The organism is Blautia massiliensis (ex Durand et al. 2017), from assembly GCF_001487165.1.
Lineage (GTDB): Bacteria > Bacillota > Clostridia > Lachnospirales > Lachnospiraceae > Blautia_A > Blautia_A fusiformis.
In genome coordinates this window covers 455,342-476,347 of the sequence record NZ_LN913006.1, presented here as the reverse complement: position 1 = coordinate 476,347, position 21,006 = coordinate 455,342, and the positions used below count along the sequence as shown (strand labels likewise).

Annotated in this window: 19 protein-coding genes and 1 tRNA gene; 9 read left to right on the top strand and 11 right to left on the bottom strand. The window is 44.9% G+C overall.

The features are described from left to right. Window position 1 precedes the first annotated feature (1 nt). Together BN3261_RS03225 and BN3261_RS03220 are read right to left on the bottom strand one after the other, a co-directional pair. Window positions 2-940 (bottom strand): NBR1-Ig-like domain-containing protein, encoded by a 939-nt coding sequence (locus BN3261_RS03225; protein ID WP_059085440.1) that lies wholly within the window; start codon window positions 938-940, stop codon window positions 2-4. Beyond that, on the bottom strand, window positions 941-1,162 hold the full coding sequence (locus tag BN3261_RS03220; protein ID WP_059085439.1) for a helix-turn-helix domain-containing protein: 222 nt from the start codon (window positions 1,160-1,162) through the stop codon (window positions 941-943). Window positions 1,163-1,442: 280 nt separating this feature from the next. On the opposite strand from BN3261_RS03220, the gene BN3261_RS03215 reads away from it, so the two are divergent. Next, window positions 1,443-1,625: a hypothetical protein gene (locus BN3261_RS03215; protein ID WP_059086854.1), complete on the top strand. Its 183-nt coding sequence runs from the start codon at window positions 1,443-1,445 to the stop codon at window positions 1,623-1,625. A gap of 223 nt (window positions 1,626-1,848) precedes the next feature. After that, a complete protein-coding gene (locus BN3261_RS03210; protein WP_059085438.1) occupies window positions 1,849-2,559 on the top strand; it encodes a hypothetical protein in 711 nt (236 codons plus the stop codon). A gap of 233 nt (window positions 2,560-2,792) precedes the next feature. On the opposite strand, the gene rlmD is transcribed toward BN3261_RS03210, so the two are convergent. After that, window positions 2,793-4,166: a 23S rRNA (uracil(1939)-C(5))-methyltransferase RlmD gene (gene rlmD / locus BN3261_RS03205; RefSeq protein ID WP_059085437.1), complete on the bottom strand. Its 1,374-nt coding sequence runs from the start codon at window positions 4,164-4,166 to the stop codon at window positions 2,793-2,795. A 3-nt stretch (window positions 4,167-4,169) separates the two neighbouring features. Then, on the bottom strand, window positions 4,170-5,117 hold the full coding sequence (locus tag BN3261_RS03200) for a 3'-5' exoribonuclease YhaM family protein (RefSeq protein ID WP_059085436.1): 948 nt from the start codon (window positions 5,115-5,117) through the stop codon (window positions 4,170-4,172). Between the two features lie 307 nt (window positions 5,118-5,424). On the opposite strand from BN3261_RS03200, the gene BN3261_RS03195 reads away from it, so the two are divergent. From BN3261_RS03195 to BN3261_RS03185, 3 genes are read left to right on the top strand one after another with little or no spacing between them, the layout of a single operon-like run. Next, a complete protein-coding gene (locus BN3261_RS03195) occupies window positions 5,425-7,806 on the top strand; it encodes an endonuclease MutS2 (RefSeq protein WP_015524368.1) in 2,382 nt (793 codons plus the stop codon). Between the two features lie 15 nt (window positions 7,807-7,821). After that, entirely contained in the window at window positions 7,822-8,523 is a 702-nt protein-coding gene (locus BN3261_RS03190; RefSeq protein WP_015524367.1) for a response regulator transcription factor, read from the top strand. Continuing rightward, window positions 8,520-9,929, top strand: coding sequence for a sensor histidine kinase (locus BN3261_RS03185; RefSeq protein WP_059085435.1), 1,410 nt, complete (start codon window positions 8,520-8,522; stop codon window positions 9,927-9,929). The genes BN3261_RS03190 and BN3261_RS03185 overlap by 4 nt, the downstream gene beginning before the upstream one ends. Window positions 9,930-10,030: 101 nt before the next feature. Here the strand turns inward: BN3261_RS03185 and trmL are convergent, their stop codons facing one another. From trmL to BN3261_RS03170, 3 genes are all read right to left on the bottom strand, one after another. After that, entirely contained in the window at window positions 10,031-10,531 is a 501-nt protein-coding gene (gene trmL / locus BN3261_RS03180; RefSeq protein WP_015524365.1) for a tRNA (uridine(34)/cytosine(34)/5-carboxymethylaminomethyluridine(34)-2'-O)-methyltransferase TrmL, read from the bottom strand. A gap of 70 nt (window positions 10,532-10,601) precedes the next feature. Further along, window positions 10,602-11,213: an AIR synthase-related protein gene (locus tag BN3261_RS03175; protein WP_059085434.1), complete on the bottom strand. Its 612-nt coding sequence runs from the start codon at window positions 11,211-11,213 to the stop codon at window positions 10,602-10,604. Between the two features lie 104 nt (window positions 11,214-11,317). Further along, on the bottom strand, window positions 11,318-13,003 hold the full coding sequence (locus BN3261_RS03170; protein ID WP_059085433.1) for a B12-binding domain-containing radical SAM protein: 1,686 nt from the start codon (window positions 13,001-13,003) through the stop codon (window positions 11,318-11,320). 376 nt (window positions 13,004-13,379) lie between these two features. On the opposite strand from BN3261_RS03170, the gene BN3261_RS03165 reads away from it, so the two are divergent. Next, window positions 13,380-14,060, top strand: a complete 681-nt coding sequence (locus BN3261_RS03165) for a Crp/Fnr family transcriptional regulator (RefSeq protein WP_059085432.1) — start codon at window positions 13,380-13,382, stop codon at window positions 14,058-14,060. Here the strand turns inward: BN3261_RS03165 and BN3261_RS03160 are convergent. From BN3261_RS03160 to BN3261_RS03150, 3 genes are all read right to left on the bottom strand, one after another. Then, complete coding sequence (locus tag BN3261_RS03160; RefSeq protein WP_059085431.1) at window positions 14,057-15,880, bottom strand: DUF6020 family protein; 1,824 nt, start codon at window positions 15,878-15,880, stop codon at window positions 14,057-14,059. The two genes, BN3261_RS03165 and BN3261_RS03160, sit on opposite strands and share 4 nt — an antisense overlap. A gap of 102 nt (window positions 15,881-15,982) precedes the next feature. Then, window positions 15,983-16,285 (bottom strand): thioredoxin, encoded by a 303-nt coding sequence (trxA, locus tag BN3261_RS03155; RefSeq protein ID WP_412210986.1) that lies wholly within the window; start codon window positions 16,283-16,285, stop codon window positions 15,983-15,985. 46 nt (window positions 16,286-16,331) lie between these two features. After that, window positions 16,332-17,234, bottom strand: coding sequence for an NAD(P)/FAD-dependent oxidoreductase (locus tag BN3261_RS03150; RefSeq protein WP_022426647.1), 903 nt, complete (start codon window positions 17,232-17,234; stop codon window positions 16,332-16,334). 312 nt (window positions 17,235-17,546) lie between these two features. Between BN3261_RS03150 and BN3261_RS03145 the strand changes: the two genes are divergently transcribed. Together BN3261_RS03145 and BN3261_RS03140 are read left to right on the top strand one after the other, a co-directional pair. After that, complete coding sequence (locus tag BN3261_RS03145) at window positions 17,547-18,731, top strand: iron-containing alcohol dehydrogenase (protein ID WP_015524359.1); 1,185 nt, start codon at window positions 17,547-17,549, stop codon at window positions 18,729-18,731. Window positions 18,732-18,861: 130 nt separating this feature from the next. Continuing rightward, window positions 18,862-18,934: transfer RNA gene (locus BN3261_RS03140), tRNA-Phe, on the top strand. 104 nt (window positions 18,935-19,038) lie between these two features. Here BN3261_RS03140 and BN3261_RS03135 read toward each other — a convergent pair. After that, complete coding sequence (locus BN3261_RS03135; RefSeq protein ID WP_059085430.1) at window positions 19,039-20,118, bottom strand: 3D domain-containing protein; 1,080 nt, start codon at window positions 20,116-20,118, stop codon at window positions 19,039-19,041. 162 nt (window positions 20,119-20,280) lie between these two features. Between BN3261_RS03135 and BN3261_RS03130 the strand changes: the two genes are divergently transcribed. Next, complete coding sequence (locus BN3261_RS03130) at window positions 20,281-20,970, top strand: lysozyme family protein (protein WP_059085429.1); 690 nt, start codon at window positions 20,281-20,283, stop codon at window positions 20,968-20,970. The last annotated feature ends 36 nt before the right edge of the window (window positions 20,971-21,006 follow it).

The following is a 21,006-nucleotide window of genomic DNA, read 5'->3' as shown; positions in this document are numbered from 1 at the left end:
CTTACATATCACTTTTTACCGTTACATCAAATGAAAACTCTTTTTCTTTATTCGGAAAGCACAAGGTTCCATCTGACATTTTCATTTCCCAAATCACGGTATAAGTTCCTTCAAAATAACGTGAGTCCATTTCTACATTCACAACAGCTGTATCACCTGGTTTCAATGCAGGGATATCAAACTGATCCTGTATAGCTTTTACTCGAATCTCACCTTTATTTTGAAGCGTTAAATATCTGTTTTCCCAAGGAATTGTCCCAGTATTTTTAATTCTCCACTTATGGGTAAATTTCTCATAAATGCCTACACTATGATCACCTTTAGGATCTTCATATATAATACTGTAATCATCGCCTGCAACAGCTGGTTGAATCGCATTTATTACAATCTTCTCTTCAGGTTTCTGCACAATCTGAAGAGTAATTCTCTGAGCAGATGATTTCAATTTTTCAAGGAAAGAAGGATTAATATTTTTAATATCTTCTTTTCCATCTTGATTATTCTGCTGATTACAAACGCTAAATAGTGCATTTGCGATAAATTCTATCGGTTCAACTGTAGTTGCATTTTTCATATTTCCTTTTGTATAGGATGGCAAATATCCAACTTGTGTTGAATCAGCTATCGACAAATCTTCTTCTAATATTTTTTGAATAGCAGCAATCAATATTGGTTGTTTCTCTGAACTTATTACCGTAAGAAATACCTTTCTAACTGCTCTATTCAACGTATCTATAATTTCTTCCTGATCTGTATCGCTCATATATTGAGTTATCTCATCAGGAAGATTTTTTGTGCAGTCTTTCACATGACCTATGTAGTTAGTTGTGTACTCAACATTCGGGAAAAGCATCTCAGCAATTTTTTCATCTGAATATCTTCTCCCACTTTTACATAAGGAAATCACTTTAAATAATGATCCGGATGTAAATCGTATCAATTACTCTTCCTCCTTAGTGTCATCAATGACCACGTCAACTATATCTCCAATATTGCATCTAAATGTCACGCATATTCTGCCTAAAATTTCCATACTCACCGGCATATCTTTACCCATTTTTGCCATTGTTGTGGAGGTTATATTAGCTCGTTCTGCAAGGTCTTTTTTCATCATTCCCTTATCGATCAGTATCTTCCATAACTTGTTATAGCTGAATTTCATATCTTTCCTCCATATCTATATAAATGAATTCATATCACTACCTTTAAAGAATATCACGTAACTACACATAAAGCAAGTTAGAATCAACATATAGCAAGTCAGTATTACTAAAGTAACATATGAAATTAACATTTATACATATCGCTACACAGGGCATTTTCGGGCATAAAACCGGGCATAAAACTGCCAAATCCTAGGCATAAAAGCATTTCATTAAAAATATTAAACTCGAATCATCAAAATTCAATGTGGCCACTAAAACAGGAAGGAAGTGATGCTAATGAGTAAATCTGATTGGGAAATCAACATCGAGAATGCTGCTAATGCAGCGGCTGCCGAGTATGGTTCCTCTACTGTAAAGTCCGTGTTTGCCAGATACGACGCTCACGGTTTCTATGATTTATCTTCTTGCTATTACAGCGAAGTATTCTCTGATTTAGAAATGATAGCAAATGACAACTAATACATTGTCCGGAGGCCGATGTTAAAGGTGCCCATCATCAGACGATGCGTTTCCTGATCAAGAACGGTCCTATCTGAATCTGATGAACAACTAAATAACCAAACCAGCTGAATAGGACAAGCTGGCCAACCAATAGGAGGAAACTCGCTATGGCAATGGCCAACTATATTCAGGTATCGCACATGTGGAATTTCCTCCGCGTCAATCCAAGGAGGAAAGCTACATGGCAGAGAAAATTTATGATTACAGTAACAAGCACAGCTACGATGGCGTAGCACCAAAAGAGAATGAAGCTTTGGTTCCATTCTTAGCACATGAAGTTTTAAAGAATTACCATCAGGATATTAAAGACGGTATTCGCAAGCGTAATGAAGGAATTATCGAAGATAACTTCGAAACCTGGAATATTCGCGGTAGAAAGATTCTTGTAGGTTTCACAGCTATCCATAAGGATCAGGTCGAATCCTACATGGAAGGATTCTGGAAAGAAAAAGATGCGTATCTTGAATCGACTCGTAAAAAGAGATGCTTAATTCTTAATTCCAAGGGCGAATACATCCGCTGCCCTAAGTGCAATAAATGTGAAGGGTGTGAACGTTCTGAAAAGGATCTGTACCTCTCGCGTTATATTTCATTAGACAAGTTTATGGATGATAACAACGACAACGATACTAATTGTAACGGTTGGGAGCCAACAGATAATACTTCAACTGAAAACTCAGTTCTCAGTCTTATGATGATCGACGATCTCATCAACGAGGTATCACTTAAGTACCCGGAGGCAAAAGCTGTCTTCTCCCTTTTGATGGACGACCCACAAATCAGTAATGCTCTGAAGCAGGTCGACTTGAAAAAGGGAAAGAGCCAGGCATATGAGTACGTAAAGAAAATGCAGGCATACGCCAAAGAACTCTACAATAAGAATTATCGTTAATGACGTGCAGCGGCCGGAGCCTTCTCCAGCCGCTGTTTTTTCTCACTTTTACAATCGTTACAAGGTGAACCCCAGGGTTCATTTTCCTTGTTATCTATCCCCTAGTGTCAACCCTGCATTATGAACTAATTCCCGCAAAGCCATTTTCAAGCATAAAAAGAAAGGCTTTCCAGCAGCCAATCGTACTCAATAACGATAGCTCTCTGAAAAGCCTTTTATTTACTACGTTATTTTTACTTCTTAGGGTTCACTTTTGACATCAAAACTACCGTCTCCACATGGACTCCCTGCGGAAACATATCAGTAGTAGAAACCCGCACCAGTTCATAATCCTCCGCACACAGCACCTTCAGATCCCTCGCCAGTGTCGCACTGTCACAGCTCACATACACAACCCTCTCCGGCTTCATTTTAAGGATCGTATTCAGAAGTACCTCATCACAGCCCTTCCGTGGCGGGTCTACCACGATAACGTCTGCATAAACGCCATTCTTCTCATACTCTCTCGGCAGCACTTCCTCTGCTTTTCCGACAAAAAACTCTACATTCTCAATGCCATTGAGTTTCGCATTCTCTCTTGCATTGTCAATGGCCTGTGGTACGATCTCCACGCCGCGGACGAATTTTGCTTTCTGGGCCAGGAACAGGGAGATAGTTCCGATTCCGCAGTACAGATCCCAGACAGTTTCATTTCCCGTAAGGCCGGCGTACTCCAGAGCCTTTCCATACAGTTTTTCGGTCTGGATGGGATTGACCTGGAAAAAGGACAGGGGAGAGATCTGATAGGAAATATCTCCGATGCTGTCCGTTATATAGGACTGTCCCCAAAGGAGGCGAAGCTGATCACCCAGGATCACATTGTTCCGTTTTTTATTAACATTGATGGTAATGCTGGTCATTTCCGGAATTTCACAGAGTGATTCCACAAGAGCCTTTTCTGCAGGGATCTTATCTCCGTTTAAGATCAGACAGACCATCATCTCATCTGTATGGAAGCCGTAACGAATCATAATATGACGTACAAGGCCTTTTCCCGTGGCCTCATCGTAGGGCTGTACATGATATTTTTCCATGTGTCCGATCACACGGTCCAAAACCTCTTTATTCTGTTTCACTCCCAGAATACATTCTCGGTTATCAATGATGGAGTGGGTTCTTCCTGCATAAAAGCCTGTGATGATCTTTCCGTCTTTATTTTTTCCTACCGGAAACTGTGCCTTGTTTCGATAATGATAGGGGTCTTCCATCCCCATGATCGGTTCCATATCAAGATTCTGAAAACCTCCGATTCTTTCCAGATGTCCACGAACCTTTTTCTCTTTAAATTTCATCTGCTGCTCGTAGGATAATGCCTGAAGCTGGCATCCTCCGCACTGGCGGGCAATAGAGCAGGCAGGTTTCACACGGTATGGAGACGGTGTGATCACCTCCATCAGGCGGCCATAGCCATAGTTCTTTTTTGCCTTGATGATCTTGGCTTTGATCCGGTCTCCGATCACGGCGTCTTTCACAAAAACGGTGAAGCCATCGGCTTTCCCGATACCTTCACCGTCAACTCCGCAATCCTCTATATCTAAAGTGAGTATATCGTTTTTACGGAATTCCATGTATTAAATATCTCCTGTTCTTCTTAAATTGGACTCAAAAAGCCGGTTGAAACCAAGCCATTCTTTTTTGCCTTTGTCTGCGTGGAAAATTTCTGTCAGTGTCTCCATCCTTGCATCTGTATTGTCTGCCAGATTCAGGGCAACTGCCTCCGCAAGTGCCGGTTTCTTGGGAGAACCGTACTCCAGCTCACCATGATGTGCAAGAATACAATGGATCACCTGATTCTCAAGCTTCTCCGGGAAACCCGGGATCTCTTTTGCAAGATCATGTACCATCTGTGCCCCGATCACAATATGTCCAAGAAGCTGTCCCTCATCTGTATAATCATTCATCGGAAAAGCAGAAAGCTCCTTCGTTTTGCCCACATCATGAAGAAGTGCGGTTGTGATCAGAAGATCACGGTTCAATAGCGGATATGCATTTGCCATGTAATCACAGAGACGTGTCACTCCAAGAGTGTGTTCCATCAGTCCGCCGATAAAGCCGTGATGTACGGTCTTGGCTGCAGAATGTCCCTCAAATATCTTCATAAATTCCTGATCTTCCACAAAGAGCTTCTTCAGAAGCTGGGAAAGATAGGGATTCTTCACACTGTTGATAAGCTCTCGCAGCTGGCTCTGCATATCATCCACACTGTTCTCACTGGTAGGAAGATAATCTGCCGGATCATACTCCCCTTCTCCTGCCTTGCGTGCTCTCTTGATATTCAGCTGCATGGCGCCTGCAAAGCTTGTCACATCTCCCATGATCTCAATGTAATCCAGCGCATCAAACTCATCAATTCCCAGAGAATTGGGATCCCAGATCTTACCATCGATCACACCTGTTTTATCCTGAAGGATCAGATTCTCATAGGGCTTGCCATTCTTCGTTGTAGCTGCCTGTTTCTGTTTGCAGAGATAGATCCCGTTTACTCTGTCTCCCTCATGTAATTCATTTAAAAAACGCATAAAATTCTTGCCTTTCTGTTCTTTTTACTTTCAAAGCAGACATACTCACGAACACATCCGCTTCACACTTTGCATTCATAGCCAGACTTTCTTTATGATCTTTGGCCGCATCCCGGTCCGGGCTTTCTGGCATTTTTGCACAGTTTCCACTTACTTCCGGGCTTTATTCAGTATCATAACACATTTTACTTTCCTTTGCTATGGAAATCATGTAAAATAGGAAACGAAGTGTTTTTTTGCATATCCTGTGTTACGCAGAAAAGCACAGAAGTAACAGAAGTAACAAAAAGGAGTAACTATAGCAACAATGAACAAAAAAGCATACAAAGCACTTGAATACTATAAAATCATAGATCTGCTCACAGACAAGGCATCCTCCCCCATGGGAAAGGATCTCTGTCGGAAGCTTACCCCTTCCACAGACATTGAAGAGATCCGGGCCATGCAGCTGCAGACACACGATGCCCTTGCACGCCTGTTCAAAAAAGGCGGCATTTCCTTCGGCAGTGTCAAGGACATCCGTGGCACATTAAAACGTCTTACTGTTGGCAGCGCCCTGAATGCACCGGAGCTGCTTTCTGTCTGCAGTCTTCTTGAGAATACCGGTCGTGTAAAGGCCTATTCCAGAAGTGACCGTGATGACGGAATGACCGATTCCCTTGACGGAATGTTTGCGGCACTGGAACCTCTGACCCCCCTCAGCACAGAGATCCGCCGCTGTATCCTTTCTGAGGATGAGATCAGTGACGATGCCAGCAGCACGCTTCGTCAGATCCGCCGCAGCATTAAAGCCACCAACGACCGGATACACACCCAGCTTTCTTCTCTGGTTGCAGGAAGTGCCAGGAATTATCTTCAGGATTCCGTTATCACCATGCGCGACGGTCGCTACTGTATCCCGGTAAAAGCTGAATATAAAGGCCAGGTTCCCGGTATGATCCACGACCAGTCCGCCACAGGTTCCACTCTTTTCATTGAGCCCATGGCTGTTGTCAAGCTGAACAACGACATCCGCGAGCTGGAGCTGAAAGAGCAGAAAGAGATCGAAGTAATCCTTGCATCCTTAAGCCAGCAGGTAGCTGCTGAGCTGGAGGCTATTCACGCAGATCTTTCCATCATGGTACAGCTGGACTTTATTTTTGCCCGTGCCGCACTTGCCATGGACATGAACGCCAGTGAACCTGTTTTCAACACAGAAGGCCGGATCCGGCTTCGCCAGGCCCGTCATCCACTGATCGATAAGAAAAAAGCCGTTCCTATTGACATCCGTCTCGGGGATGATTTTGACCTCCTGGTTGTCACCGGACCAAACACCGGTGGTAAAACTGTTTCTCTGAAAACCGTAGGTCTTCTTACCATGATGGGACAGTCGGGTCTCCATATCCCGGCGCTCGATCGTTCCGAACTTGCACTTTTCCGCGAGGTTTATGCTGATATCGGAGATGAGCAGAGCATTGAACAGTCCTTAAGTACCTTCTCCTCTCATATGACAAACGTGGTTTCCTTCCTGAAATCCGCAGATCAGGATTCCCTGGTCCTCTTCGATGAGCTTGGTGCAGGTACGGACCCTACAGAGGGTGCCGCTCTTGCCATTGCGATCCTGTCACATCTTCACGAGCAGGGTATCCGTACCATGGCAACCACCCATTACAGCGAACTGAAGATCTATGCCCTCTCCACTCCAGGTGTGGAAAATGCCTGCTGTGAATTCGATGTGGAAACCTTACGTCCGACCTACCGCCTTCTGATCGGTGTTCCGGGAAAAAGTAACGCATTTGCCATTTCTTCCAAGCTGGGGCTTCCGGATTTCATCATCGACAAAGCAAAGGAACAGATCAGCGAGCAGGATGAATCTTTTGAAGATGTTCTGACATCCCTGGAGCAGAGCCGTGTCACCATCGAAAACGAGCGTGCTGAAATTGCCCGTTACAAAGAGCAGGTAGAAGAGCTGAAAAAATCCCTTCAGGAAAAAGAAGAAAAACTGGATGAACGTAAAGAGCGGATTCTCAGAGAAGCCAATGAACAGGCACATGCGATTCTCCGCGATACCAAGGAATACGCAGATCAGACCATGAAGCTTTTCCATAAATTCCAGAAGGATCACGTAGATACCGCTTCCGTGGAAAAAGAGCGCCAGAACCTGAAAAAACGTATGTCAAAAGCCGAAAATGGAATGTCTTCCAGGCAGCAGAAGCAAAAGCCAAAGAAACAGCTGAAGCCATCCGATCTTTCTCTTGGCGATACCGTAAAGGTGCTCAGCCTGAATCTCAAGGGAACAGTTTCCAGTCATCCGGATTCCAGAGGATATCTCTTTGTGCAGATGGGTATCATACGTTCCAAGGTTCATATCTCCGATCTGGAGCTTGTGGACGAGCCGGTGATCACTACTCCGTCCATGCAGCGTACCGGCGCCGGAAAAATCCGTATGTCCAAGGCAGCCAGCATTTCCACAGAGATCAATCTTCTCGGAAAAACTGTAGATGAGGCAGTTGCAGAGCTGGATAAATATCTGGATGACGCCTATATCGCACACATGAAATCCGTCCGTATCGTTCACGGAAAAGGTACCGGTGCCCTCCGCAAAGGTGTCCACAATTACCTGAAGCGCCAAAAGCACGTAGCTTCCTTCCGTCTCGGCGAATTCGGAGAAGGCGATGCCGGCGTGACCATTGTAGAATTCAAGAAATAAAAAGGAGCTGAAGCCATGGCTACAAAACAGAAAATCCTCATTGTTGACGATGACAACAACATTGCAGAGCTGGTTGCTCTCTATCTCACAAAAGAATGCTTTGAGACTAAGATCGTAAATGACGGCGAGGAAGCCCTGAAGCAGTTCCATATTTTTCACCCGGATCTGATCCTTCTGGATCTCATGCTTCCGGGCATTGACGGATACCAGGTATGCCGTGAGATCCGTCACACCTCCGATGTACCGATCATCATGCTTTCCGCCAAGGGAGAAACCTTTGACAAAGTCCTGGGACTGGAGCTTGGAGCAGATGATTACATCATCAAGCCTTTTGACTCCAAAGAGCTGGTGGCACGTGTCCGTGCGGTACTGCGCAGATTTCATGTAAAATCTCCGTCTGCCGCACCAAAGGAAAAATGTGTTTCCTATCCGGATCTAGTGATCAACCTGACCAACTATTCTGTAACTTATATGGGACACCAGATCGATATGCCGCCAAAGGAGCTGGAGCTTCTCTATTTCCTGGCAGCTTCTCCCAATCAGGTTTTCACAAGAGAACAGCTTCTGGATCACATCTGGGGCTATGAATACATTGGCGATACCAGAACCGTAGACGTTCACATCAAACGTCTACGTGAGAAGATCAAGGATAATCCAAACTGGGCTCTTTCCACAGTCTGGGGGATCGGCTACAAATTTGAGGTAAAGGATTCATGAAACAGCATCTTTATACTAAACTGCTGATCCTGTACTTTATGCTGGGCGGAATCTGCTTTCTGCTGCTTTCCTCCGGTGGCTCCTACCTGGTAGAAAAAAGGCTGGAGCGCTCTACCGGAGAGTCCCTTTACCGCACTGCCAGCCAGCTGGTTTCCAAAAATGAACTTCGTCAGGCTGTAAAAAACCCCAAAAACGAATCCCTCACCCTGGCTCTTTCCTCTGCAGCAGCCTTTCAAAATGCAGATTTCTGGGTTATGGATACAGATGGGAACGTTCTGATAAACACAAACCAGCAGTCCTCTGATTCCGGTGATATCACCGTCAGGAACTTCCGACCGGAAGATTACGAAGATACCTGCTATTCCTCCGGTACGTTTTACGGGACATTAAAAACCACACAGCTAAGCACAGTCGTTCCCATAAAAGATACGGATCTGGTGACTGGTTATCTGGTGATCCACTACCCTATGAAAAACCTCTACGAAAGCCGCAGCAATATCGTAGAGGTTATGATCCTGATCTTTATTGTGATCTATGCACTGTTTTTCAGTTTTCTTCTGATCTATTTTTACAGAGTCCACAAACCTCTGAAAGAAATCTTGAAGGGTGCCCTGGAATTTGCCAACGGAAATCTTACCTACACGATCCCCGTAGATTCTGAAGATGAGATGGGATATCTTTCCCACTCCCTGAATTACATGGCAGACAAGCTGAACAAAAACGGAGAGTATCAACGACAATTCATTTCCAATGTGTCCCATGATTTCCGCTCGCCTCTGACCTCCATCAAAGGCTATGTGGAAGCCATGCTGGACGGTACCATCCCACCGGAAATGCAGGAACGTTATCTGAAAGTCATTGCTTTTGAATCCACCCGTCTGGAGAAGCTTACTCGAAGTCTCCTTACCTTAAACGAACTGGATGTCAAAAAGCGTATGATGCATATGCGGCGTTTTGATATCAATGAAACGATCCGTACCACAGCCGCCACCTTTGAGGGAACCTGTTCAGAACGAAACATCCGTCTGGAGCTCCTCCTTGCGGGAAAAGAGCTTTTTGTCCGTGCAGATATGGAACAGATCCAGCAGGTACTGTACAATTTATTGGACAATGCAGTAAAATTCAGCAACGACAATTCTTCTATCACACTGGAAACCACAGTCAATCATGGCAAGGTTTTTGTCTCAGTCAAAGACCATGGAAGCGGAATTCCAAAGGAAAGTCTTTCCAGGATCTGGGATCGTTTCTATAAGATCGATGCCTCCCGTGGAAAAGACCGCAAGGGTACCGGGCTTGGCCTTGCCATTGTAAAAGAGATCATCAACGCTCATAAGCAGAATATCAATGTGATCAGCACCGTAGGTGTTGGAACAGAATTTATCTTTACACTGGAAAAAGCAAAATAAAACATCAAAAAACCTCTGATCCGGAAGGCTGTAAAAGAAATATCTCTCAATATCTCCTACAGTATTTCCGGATCAGAGGTTTTTATTTACTCTTTGCAGGCTTATTTCCAGTCGTAATTTCTCAGATGGCCTTCCAGATTCATATGCGTAAAATTATGCTGTCGCAGCGCCTCATAAAGCACAATGGCAACTGAATTGCTTAAATTCAGGGAACGGATATCTCCGATCATCGGGATCCGCACGCAGGTTTCCTGATTGTTTACCAGGATATCCTCCGGGATTCCCGCACTCTCCTTGCCAAACATAATGAAACAGTCATCCTCATACTGCACATCTGTATAAGTCTGAGGTGCCTTGGTGGTTGCGTAATAAATCTTTGCTCCCGGATTCTTTTTGAGAAAATCCTCATAGTCCAGATATCTGGTCACATCCAGATGTTCCCAATAATCCATACCTGCACGCTTGATGGCCTTTTCATTCAGGCGAAAACCAAGCGGTTCGATCAGATGCAGCCTGGTTCCTGTTGCCACACAGGTTCTTCCGATATTTCCTGTATTTGCCGGAATTTCCGGCTCATGGAGCACAATGTTCAAAACTCCCATTTATTTTTCCTCTTTTCTACATAGCATTAAATATACAAAATATGCATTCGCAATCCGCTTCGCTGCTTGCTCATGAGATCAAAAAGCCAAGCTTTTTGGTCTCATCTTCTGCCGGGCGTTCCAGATATCTGGCATTTCCGCCGCTGTAAAGAAGCCTGTTATTTCCGGAATCGGTCTGCCCGATCACTGCTGCCATGATCCCCTCTCGCCGCAACTGCTGCACAAACGCATCACCGCCATGGATTCCCATAAGAATACTTCCGCCGGAAAGCAGCTTGTACGGATTCACATCAAAGATCTCACAGATCTCTATGGTTTCCTGTCGGATGGGCACACTTCGAAGATCTGCACTAAGACCTACTCCGGATGCCTCCGCCATTTTCCAGAGGGCAGCAAGAAAGCCGCCTTCTCCCATCCGATATCGGGCACTGGCTCCGGATTCTTCCGCCATTTTCCAAATTTTATCATTCTCTGTTCCTGTTCCGTAAACCTCAGGAAGCTTTACAGCATCCTCGAGAAACCGTTCTGCAAAAAACTCTCGCAGCCTGTCATGATAATTCTTTGTGATCCATGCAGTTCCTTCTGCTGCCACAGGGCCTGCCACGATCAGCTCGTCTCCCGGCATAAGCCGTCCGTCTATCTCTGCCTGAAGCGCCTCCAGTGCTTTTTTTCCAAGTTTCATAACTGCCGCCTTAATAAAGGATAAGCGAAAGCACAGTCGGAACTACCATTGCCAGTACCAGAATAACTGCGATGATCGCTGTGATCACTTTTCTTTTTTTCGGATCAAACATTCCCATAATTATTATTCACCTCATCTGTAATATCCGTTAATTGCGCATTGTTGGTCAAAGGATCCCTGTCTGTATAATCAAAAAGAAGCTTCTTTCCGTCCCGGAACACCTCGATATGGGCGGTTTTCGGGATTTTTTTCGCTTTCCGGTAATCCCAGATCAGCCGCTCATACGGCTTCTGGTCTGAAGCAAAGGATGGTCTGCTCTTTAAATTCTCTCGAAGATAAAGATCCAGGAGCATTACATCGGAAAGTGCTTCCGACGGAATCTCTTTCTGTTCTCCGGCAAACTCCATAAGGATCTCATAGCGCCTCATCCTGGAATGAGAGATCTCCGAGTATCCTTTTTTCTCATAAAATCTGCCAAGTGCCTCATACATCCGGAAAGGATCGTCAAAATACTTCTCCAGAAATACAAGGGTATTTTTGAACTGCCCACTATTATAATACACTTCCACCATACTTTCCACCATTTTCAGCCTTAAAATCTCCCCGTAGGTCAGCCAGGCTGTGGAAAGTACCTCATAGGGTTCCCGATCCTTGTAAAGAATCTGATATTCCCCTGTCATTTCCATCATGTGTGAGCCCTTCAGCACTTTCAGAAAACCAAGCTGAAACTGTTCCGGACGCAGTGCGTAAACATCGCAGAAGGACTTGTGGAAGCTATCATAGCCCTCATAGGGAAGTCCTGCGATCAGATCCAGATGCTGGTGGATATTTCCAAAGCTGTGGATCTGTTCTACAATCCCTTTCAGCTTTTCAAAATCCATGGTTCTCCGAATGGCTTTGATGGTCTGAGGATTGGTAGACTGTACACCAATCTCCAGCTGGATCAGTCCCGGACGCATGGTTTTCATCAGCGCCAGCTCCTCCGCACGGAGAAGATCTGCTGAAATCTCAAAATGAAAATTGGTGATCCCGTTATCATGCTCCGTAATATACCTCCAGATCTCCATGGCATGGTCATGCTTGCAGTTGAAGGTACGATCCACAAATTTGACCTGAGGAACTTTATTATCAATAAAAAACTGCAATTCCTTTTTTACAAGCTCAATATCACGGAACCGAAGCTTCTTATCTATGGAAGAAAGGCAGTAGCTGCAGGAAAAGGGGCATCCCCTGCTGCTCTCATAATAAATAATGCGGTTTTTAAACTCTGTAAGATTACTGTATGCAAACGGAACTTTACTTAAATCCATCAATTCCCGCCAGCCCGTATGTACAATATCCCTGCCTTTGTTTTCATCACGAAAAGCCACTCCACGGATCTCACTCAAAGTTTCCGGTTTTCTTTCTATATAATAACCTGCCAGTTCATGGAAGGTTTCCTCTCCTTCTCCCACCATCACTCCAAAAAACGCAGGATTCTTTTTCAGAAACTCCACCGCATCGTAGGATACCTCCGGGCCTCCTGCCCAAAACTCCACCTGTGGAAGGATTTTCTTAAGATCCGGCACCAGCTCCCTGACAAAAGAAATATTCCAGATATAGCAGGAAAAGCAGACCACATCCGGCTGCTCCAGATAAATATCTTTTAAAATGTCATCCCTGATCTGATTGATCGTATACTCTTTGACCACAACCCTGGAGCTATATTCTCCGGAACAGGATTTCAGGTTATATACCGCAAGATTGGAATGGATATATTTTGCATTGCATGCTGCAAGTAAGATTTTCAAATTTTATATTCTCCTAACTTCTGTCGGATAATTTCTTTCCCCGGCAGTTTTCATTATTTCTCTGTTGATCCTTTTCGCTTTATGATTATAACGTTCCCGCCACCGGATGTAAATAGAAAAACAGGGGTTACTGTTCACTGGTAATATTCCGCGAGGTGTTTTTTGTGAGCGAAGGTCACAGAAAACCCGAGACATACCGCGCGAATTTATGCGATCAGCATAAATTCTGTGCATCGCGAAGCGTGTTGCTGAGAACGGAGTGAACAGTAACAAACAGGGATTTCCCTCCTGCCGCAAAAATGCCGTTTTTGTTGTATTTCCATCCAAACAGCGTTAAAATGAGTACTATATATTTTTATAAAGGAGTAATCTTTTTATGGATCGAAACAGCTGTCTGAATTATTTTCAGGCGTTTCCCTTCTGGGAACATATGACGGAAGAAGATCGGAATTTTCTTCTTGATAACATTCGCGAGCTTCATTACCCGGCAGGTGCTGCCATACAGTCTGAAGAGCGCCAGTGCCTAGGAACTCTTTTTCTTCTGAATGGAGTTCTCCGTGTTTATCTACTGTCCGCTCAGGGAAAAGAGGCTACCCTGTACCGTTTAAGGGACAGTGACATCTGCACTCTTTCCGCCTCCTGCATGCTTTCTGCCATTACATTTGATGTACAGATCGATGCAGAAACAGACTGTGATCTGCTTCTGCTTCCGGCAGTTCCTTTTTCCCGGCTGATGAAAAACAATATCTATCTGGAAAATTTCATCTACAAACGGACAACTGAACATTTCTCAGATGTGATCGCAGGAATCGAACGGACATTTTTTATGACCCTGACTCAGAGAATCGCAGCCTTTCTTCTGGATGAAGCTGCAGATACCGGTTCCGATGAGCTCGCTCTCACACAGGAAGCCATCGCCCGCTCCATCGGAAGTGCCAGAGAAGCTGTCAGCCGCAGCCTTAAAAAAATGAATAAAGACGGCTCTATCCAGATCTCACGGGGATCGATCCGTATTCTGGATAAAAGACGTCTTTATGAAATGATGAATACTTTTTAATTTGAAGATATTTTAGGTGCCGGCTGCAAGATCCACCAGAACAGCATCGGCATAATAGTCATTACCGGCCACATATAACGGATCATCCCATTTACAGGAGACACAAGACATATCAGTATATTCAGCACCGGTATGGCAAAGATCAGGAGTTTTTTCCATTGCTTCTTCACCAGAAGATATCCCATCAGCAACAGAGTAAGCCAGGTATACGTTCCTGCACTTAAGATAAGTCCCAGCCCAGGTGCACGCATCCATAATTCATCATAAAGCCTGAATAGATACTGGATCTTTTTTGGGCCCACATAGCTGACATCGATCCCGGATTTTTTCTGATACAGTTTATCTATGTAAAACCGGTACACGCCCTGCTGTCCTCTTCCCATATGGAACGGATCATTATAGCTGTAGGTGTTATTCAATGTCGCCTGGACATATACTCCCGGATGACGACGGAACATGGCAAACCAGGCTTTAAAATAATCTTTCATGTATCCATCCAATTTAGGATCATTATCATCATCTCTGAACCTAAATGTAATTTTCACAGGATCCGACAGTTCCGGATTATACTTCTCGGCAAGAACATCATAATCCAGGATCCTGTTTATCGCTTTCTTCTCACTTGCGGTTACATCATCCGGATATTCTCTCAGATATCGGGCAGTCTGCTGAAACGGTACCGAAAGCATTTCACATCGGGATCCAGGTGCCACGCCAAGGGCAGGTGCTGCCCCCTTTTCTACGCCCAGATAGCAGGCAAAAACACAGACAGCCACAATAAATGCATATTTCCTCGCACCCTTTACCAGGAAGAAAAACAAAAGGATCAAAGAAGGCAGGACCAGATGAATGCCATTATTTCGGGTAAGACAAACACTGATTCCCAGAAGAAATAAATATACTGCCTTTCTCTTGGAAAAGGAATGACAAATATCTATATACACTGCAAAATACAAAGTAATGACTGCCGTATACAATCCGTCTTTGATCACTGCCTGGGCATAGCTTCCAAATATGGGAACAAATGCAAACAGCAGAACAGTACCAAAAAGTATCCATTTTGGAGCCTTCCATCTGTACAGATAGCGGACTACCGCACTGTAACACCAGATTTCCACAGAAGTAAACACAATGACGATCAAAAATACTCCAAAATTATAACACCAGATAGTTTTTCCAAGTGTCAGCAGTCCACCCATGATCATCGTCAGGACCCATGGATGATGATTGTCCAGCGGCATAGCTCCCAAAAATACATCCAGCTGCCGAAATCCATCTGCCGGGATCGAACCTGGGAGAAATGCCAGGATAAACGGTGTCCATCCAATGATCATAGATATCTTTGCCAGGCGGAACCACATTACTTCTTCCTCTCTGGCCGGGATACGCCCACAGGCCTTTCGGAAAAACTCCATCTCAGGAATCCTCCAAAAATAAGTGATTCCCATATCACAGATAATATAAAATCCTATAAAACATCCGGCTGAGATCAGGATCTGTTTCTTTGCGCCAAACAGAAAATCCCAGTTTCCATTTGTAAAATAAGAAGTTCCAAGAAGCATTCCCGCCGAAAAGATCACTGCCAAAACATGTGCCTGCCAGTTTCTGTATTTCCGGTAGCCCTCCCATCCTTTCACGTATAAAATAAGAAGCAGGATCCATGCAAGCAAGCTCGTGCATCCCAATCCATTATAAACATCGCTCATTTTCTCTACAGAAGTATTTCCATCCATTGGAAGGCCCGTAAAAGAAAAGGCCAGCGCTGTGATCATTGCCGCGATCACAGGCACTGCATTCTTTTTTATTATTTTCTCATCCATATTTTTATTAACCCTTGTCTAAAATTTTCAGTAAACCAACAATGCTCCGGAAACCGTTTCGGTTCCCAGAGCTGTATCTGTTTTTTCTGTTTTCTGTTTTGGTTACTGAAGCGCTGCCTCAAGCTCTGTCTTTGATGTCAGTCCCACAAAACGTGCGGTCTCTTTTCCTTCTTTGAATACCAGCAGTGTAGGGATACTCATGATCTTGTACTGCTGTGCCAGTGATGGCTCTTTGTCTACGTCAACCTTGCCAACCTCATATCCGGCTTCTGCAAGCTCTTCCACGACCGGAGCCTGACGTCTGCATGGTCCGCACCAGGTTGCCCAAAAATCTACCAGTACCGGCTTTTCTGCCTTTAATACCTCAGTTTCAAAATTGTCTGTTGTAAAAACTTTTGCCATGATAAAATTCCTCCTTGATTCTGTATTTATTTTTAGTATCAGCTTATGCTTACGCCTTCAGAAGCTTCCGCACATACTGACAGGCGGAAAGTCCTGCCTGGGCACCGTCATGAACAGCTTTTGCCACCTGGAGAAGTCCACCGGTGCAATCACCTGCTGCATACAGTCCCGGAACTGTAGTCTCCATCTCTTCATTGACCCGGATATTTCCTTTTTCATTCAGTTCCGCTCCGATCTGGCGGGCCATCTCCGAGCTTCCGGCTGTACCAAGTGCTACAAAGACTCCCTCTGCCGGCACAAAAGAATCTGCTCCGGTACCTGCTTCCTGCATGGACACATCACTTTTCAGGCGGATGCCGGAAACACGCTCATCTCCTTCGATCGCCTGGATCTTCATGGTGTTAACCGGAAGCGGATTTTCTCTTGAAAATTCCGGTTTCTTTCCATCTGTAAAGATCGTCACACGGGAAGCGGTATGAGAAAGTTCTTCTGCTTCATGAAGAGCAAAATCACTGTTTCCAAGCACTGCCACTTCTTTTCCTCTGTAAAAAAATGCGTCACATACTGCGCAGTAGCTGACACCTTTTCCCTCAAATTCCTTTACTCCCGGAATCCTGGCAGAAGCTCTCCTGCTTCCGGTTGCCAGGATCACGCTGCGTGCCTCAAAATCTCCTACGGTAGTTTTCACCTCAAAAGTATCAAAACCACCCATTCCCACAACCTGGGCATCCAGGATCCGTACTCCAAGTGCTCTTGCCTGGGCAAGACCTCTTTCGAAAAGCTCTCTGCCGGACAGCGGCTGCTCCAGTCCGTAATAGTTCTCGATCTTCTCCGCTTTTTCCAGTGAACCGATCCCTGTATTTATGATCAGCGGATCCATATTTCCTCTTGCCGCATAAAGTGCTGCCGAGATCCCGGCCGGACCTGCTCCTATGATAATGATATTCTCCATTTCAGACACCTGCTTTCTTCTTCGTTTGGATCTGTTCTATAATATACGCTTCGCATTGGTCTGTTTCTGTGATCAGGTCACTTTTCCTTCACAGAAGTCATTATATCACATTCCCCCAAAATTACACCTTTTTTTCAATAGCTTTTATTTGCGTCTGTTTCTCTTCTATGCTATTATTATAACGACTTTAAACCAATTAAATGAATCAAGATGATACCCCTGCGGGATCATAAATATCTGCTTGACCTGTAAGGAAACGGATTCCTTATATTTATCAATAGATCATGAATCATAAAAAGGAGCCTAATCTCTATGAGAAATTTTGAATATTTTACCCCTACCCGGGTTATTTTCGGAAAAGATACACACCTTAAGATCGGCACTGTTCTAAAAGAGCAGAACTGCAGCAAAGTACTGATCCATTATGGCAGCCACAGTGCAGTAAGCTCCGGTCTGATCGATGAGATCCGATCTTCTCTGGATGAAGCTGGAATTTCCTATGTCACTCTTGGCGGTGTGGTTCCCAATCCCCGTCTCTCCAAGGTACGTGAGGGTATTGAGCTTTGCCGCAAAGAACAGGTTGATTTTCTTTTGGCTGTTGGCGGTGGCAGCGTTATTGATTCCTGCAAGGCCATCGGCTATGGACTTGCCAATCCGGATACAGATGTATGGAACTTTTTTCTCCGCACCGAAACCCCAAAAGCCTGTCTTCCTGTAGGCGTTATCCTGACGATCGCAGCTTCCGGAAGTGAAATGAGCGGATCCTGTGTGATCACCAATGAAGAGGGCTGGCTGAAACGGAGTAGTGCCCGCAACGATCTGTGCCGCCCACGTTTTGCTATTTTAAATCCCCGCCTCACCTATACCCTGCCGCAATATCAGACCGAAAGCGGCTGTGTGGATATCCTGATGCATACTATGGAACGGTACTTTGTAAATATCGAAACCATGGAGATCACCGACAGTATCAGCGAATCTCTGATGCAGACCGTGATCTATAACTCCCGGATCCTGATGAAGGAGACGGATAATTATACTGCACGGGCAGAGATCATGTGGGCCGGCAGTCTTTCCCACAATGGACTTACCGGCTGCGGAACCGGCGGTGGTGACTGGGCCTGTCACCAGCTGGAGCATGAACTGGGCGGCACCTACGATGTGGCTCACGGAGCCGGTCTTGCCGCTTTGTGGGGAAGCTGGGCACGTTACGTTTATGATGCAAATCCGGAACGCTTTGCCCAGTTTGCAGTCAATATCTTTGACATTCCCTGCAGTACCGACTTCAACAAAACTGCTCTTGCCGGCATAGAAGCCATGGAAGATTATTTCCGTTCCATCCAGATGCCTACCAGCCTTCATGAGCTTGGTCTTGATCTTACAGAAAAGGAGATCCATGATCTGGCGTTTAAATGCAGCTTTGAAGACACCCGTACCATCGGTGTGTTCAAACAGCTTAACATGAAAGATATGGAAAAAATCTATCTTGCTGCCAGATAAATCTGTAGCCATAATATTGCAGATGTTTTTTTGAAAATCAGATTTTTCAGAAAAACATCTGCTTTTTTTATTTTTTCCTTGCATTCTCTACATAAATGTGTTAAAGTAACAAAGTACTCAAAAGAGACATGCCCAGATAGCTCAGTTGGTAGAGCAGAGGACTGAAAATCCTCGTGTCGCTGGTTCGATTCCGGCTCTGGGCATTATTTTTTTACTCTGATCGCAGAATAGCCTCTGCTGGTCAGAGTTTTTTTATACAAAAAACTGCTGCAAATCCCTTGTGGAATCTACAGCAGTCTTTTTCTGATCACTGAAGCAAATATACTTCTGTATAAAACACGCCCTTCTGCTCTGCTTCGGAGTGTGTTGCCACATATACATCAATGCAATTGGTCCGGATCGCTCCTCCACAGTCCTCTGCAACATAAACCTGTCCATTGATCACTACTTTGGAACCGTATGGGATCTGACTCGGATCCACTGCGATCGTACGGTTGGTAGTGGCCGTTACTCCTGTGGAAGTAATTCCATTCGCCCATGGTCCGCAGCAGATGCTGCACGGACAATAATGCGTGATCCGGAATGTTCCCAGTGGTTTCAGTGTCGCGTCCGAAGATACTGATACCGGCGTTCCGATCTGTACGCCAGCTGCGGTACTTCCGGAACCACCTGTGGAAGTTACACCATCCACCGCATCCGCAAAAACGCCCTCCCCGGAACTCTTAGTAAGGGATCCTGCTTTTGTATTCTTTTCCTGCTCTGCCTTGGCCACTTCCGTAGCCTGATAACCTTCCAGACAGCTGGTCGGAATATAGCCGACGTGATCTGAACCACTGTCATCTGTGTAAACGATCCTGCTCCAGATAGCATCTACCGTACCTGTTCTTTTCAGCTCATCATCCTGAAGGACCTCTCCTACAACCTCTCCGTCCTTCTTGCCGGGATAATCCAGGATATCACTGTCCTGTGCCGCTGTAACTGTATCTGTAAATTTATTTACGATCTCCGTATCACTGAGCACGCTGTCCGAAACATAACCGATGATCTTGTCCTCACCTTTCTTTTGGAAGGTCACCTTGCTCCAGCCATTGTCACAGACTGCAACTCTTTCAAGCTTCGTTCCCAGGATCACAGAACGCAGCTCTGTACCACTGTCTCCCGGATTGGACCGGATTTCCGTATTTTTCGCTGTAACATAAAGCGTATCACTCTTCGCCAAAACATTTACTGTGTTTCCCGCCCCATCATCGATCTGAAACTGCTGAGGTGTTTTTTTCTCCTTTGTATATGTATCCAGTGTTGCTTCATATCCCAATACCTCTGCTGATACGGATGCAGGGAAAAGCATAGAAGCACATAAAATAACTACCAGAAGCTTTTTTCGCATGAAATCTTGCCTCCTTTATTCCGGCATTCTACGGTTTGTCCCGACTATCATAGCATATCAGATCATATTTTGCAATTTCACAGGACAGTCTTCAGAAATTTTTAACAAAAAGATCATATTTTTTAACTGGTCAAATCTATCCGTAACGGATACAATACTTATATGAATATAAAACACAAGAAACCAACCCTTACTAAAAAACAGCGCCACAAACTCCGTGTACAGCAGGTGCGAAGGCAGAAGATCTTTCTGACATGTCTTTTTCTGCTGATCGTGGGCTGTATCCTTCTGCGTTTTTCCAAATTTTCCGGCAGGCAGGAGGAAGCCCATCAGATCAATGCAGCCTGTGAAGCTTATCGCGATGAGGTCTCCAGCGAAGCAGCACAATATGATATGTCCAAGTATGTAGACCTGATCCTGGCTGTGATGATGCAGGAAAGCTCCGGACAGGGTACCGATCCCATGCAGTCCTCAGAAGGAGCCTACAACACCAGATATCCTCAGCAGCCCAATGGTATCACAGATCCTTCTTACTCTATTTCCTGTGGCATCCAGGAGCTGAAATATGCTCTGGATAAAGCCGGCTGTACCGGTCCGACTGATCTTTCCAAGATCCGTCTGGCTCTGCAGGCATACAATTTCGGAGCCGATTCCTATTTTGCTTATCTGGAAGAAAACGGTCAAACTGTGTGGACGGCCCAAAGTGCTCAGGCCTTTGCTCAGATGGCAAGCGGCGGCACACAACGTGATGAAGATGATCCCCTTCATGATCCTGCCGGTCCATGGGACTATGGTGACCAATACTATCCGGATCATGTTTTGCGCTATTACCACTTAGACAATAACTCATAAACCAGCGAAATATTGTCATATACAAGTTCTATTTCA

What these genes read in the sequence shown, in the direction of transcription:
- BN3261_RS03220 (WP_059085439.1), bottom strand. Translation starts at nt 1,162, where the DNA reads ATGAAATTCAGCTATAACAAGTTATGGAAGATACTGATCGATAAGGGA.
- BN3261_RS03215 (WP_059086854.1), top strand. Translation starts at nt 1,443, where the DNA reads ATGAGTAAATCTGATTGGGAAATCAACATCGAGAATGCTGCTAATGCA.
- BN3261_RS03210 (WP_059085438.1), top strand. Translation starts at nt 1,849, where the DNA reads ATGGCAGAGAAAATTTATGATTACAGTAACAAGCACAGCTACGATGGC.
- rlmD (WP_059085437.1), bottom strand. Translation starts at nt 4,166, where the DNA reads ATGGAATTCCGTAAAAACGATATACTCACTTTAGATATAGAGGATTGC.
- BN3261_RS03200 (WP_059085436.1), bottom strand. Translation starts at nt 5,117, where the DNA reads ATGCGTTTTTTAAATGAATTACATGAGGGAGACAGAGTAAACGGGATC.
- BN3261_RS03195 (WP_015524368.1), top strand. Translation starts at nt 5,425, where the DNA reads ATGAACAAAAAAGCATACAAAGCACTTGAATACTATAAAATCATAGAT.
- BN3261_RS03190 (WP_015524367.1), top strand. Translation starts at nt 7,822, where the DNA reads ATGGCTACAAAACAGAAAATCCTCATTGTTGACGATGACAACAACATT.
- BN3261_RS03185 (WP_059085435.1), top strand. Translation starts at nt 8,520, where the DNA reads ATGAAACAGCATCTTTATACTAAACTGCTGATCCTGTACTTTATGCTG.
- trmL (WP_015524365.1), bottom strand. Translation starts at nt 10,531, where the DNA reads ATGGGAGTTTTGAACATTGTGCTCCATGAGCCGGAAATTCCGGCAAAT.
- BN3261_RS03175 (WP_059085434.1), bottom strand. Translation starts at nt 11,213, where the DNA reads ATGAAACTTGGAAAAAAAGCACTGGAGGCGCTTCAGGCAGAGATAGAC.
- BN3261_RS03165 (WP_059085432.1), top strand. Translation starts at nt 13,380, where the DNA reads ATGGATCGAAACAGCTGTCTGAATTATTTTCAGGCGTTTCCCTTCTGG.
- BN3261_RS03160 (WP_059085431.1), bottom strand. Translation starts at nt 15,880, where the DNA reads ATGGATGAGAAAATAATAAAAAAGAATGCAGTGCCTGTGATCGCGGCA.
- BN3261_RS03150 (WP_022426647.1), bottom strand. Translation starts at nt 17,234, where the DNA reads ATGGAGAATATCATTATCATAGGAGCAGGTCCGGCCGGGATCTCGGCA.
- BN3261_RS03145 (WP_015524359.1), top strand. Translation starts at nt 17,547, where the DNA reads ATGAGAAATTTTGAATATTTTACCCCTACCCGGGTTATTTTCGGAAAA.
- BN3261_RS03135 (WP_059085430.1), bottom strand. Translation starts at nt 20,118, where the DNA reads ATGCGAAAAAAGCTTCTGGTAGTTATTTTATGTGCTTCTATGCTTTTC.
- BN3261_RS03130 (WP_059085429.1), top strand. Translation starts at nt 20,281, where the DNA reads ATGAATATAAAACACAAGAAACCAACCCTTACTAAAAAACAGCGCCAC.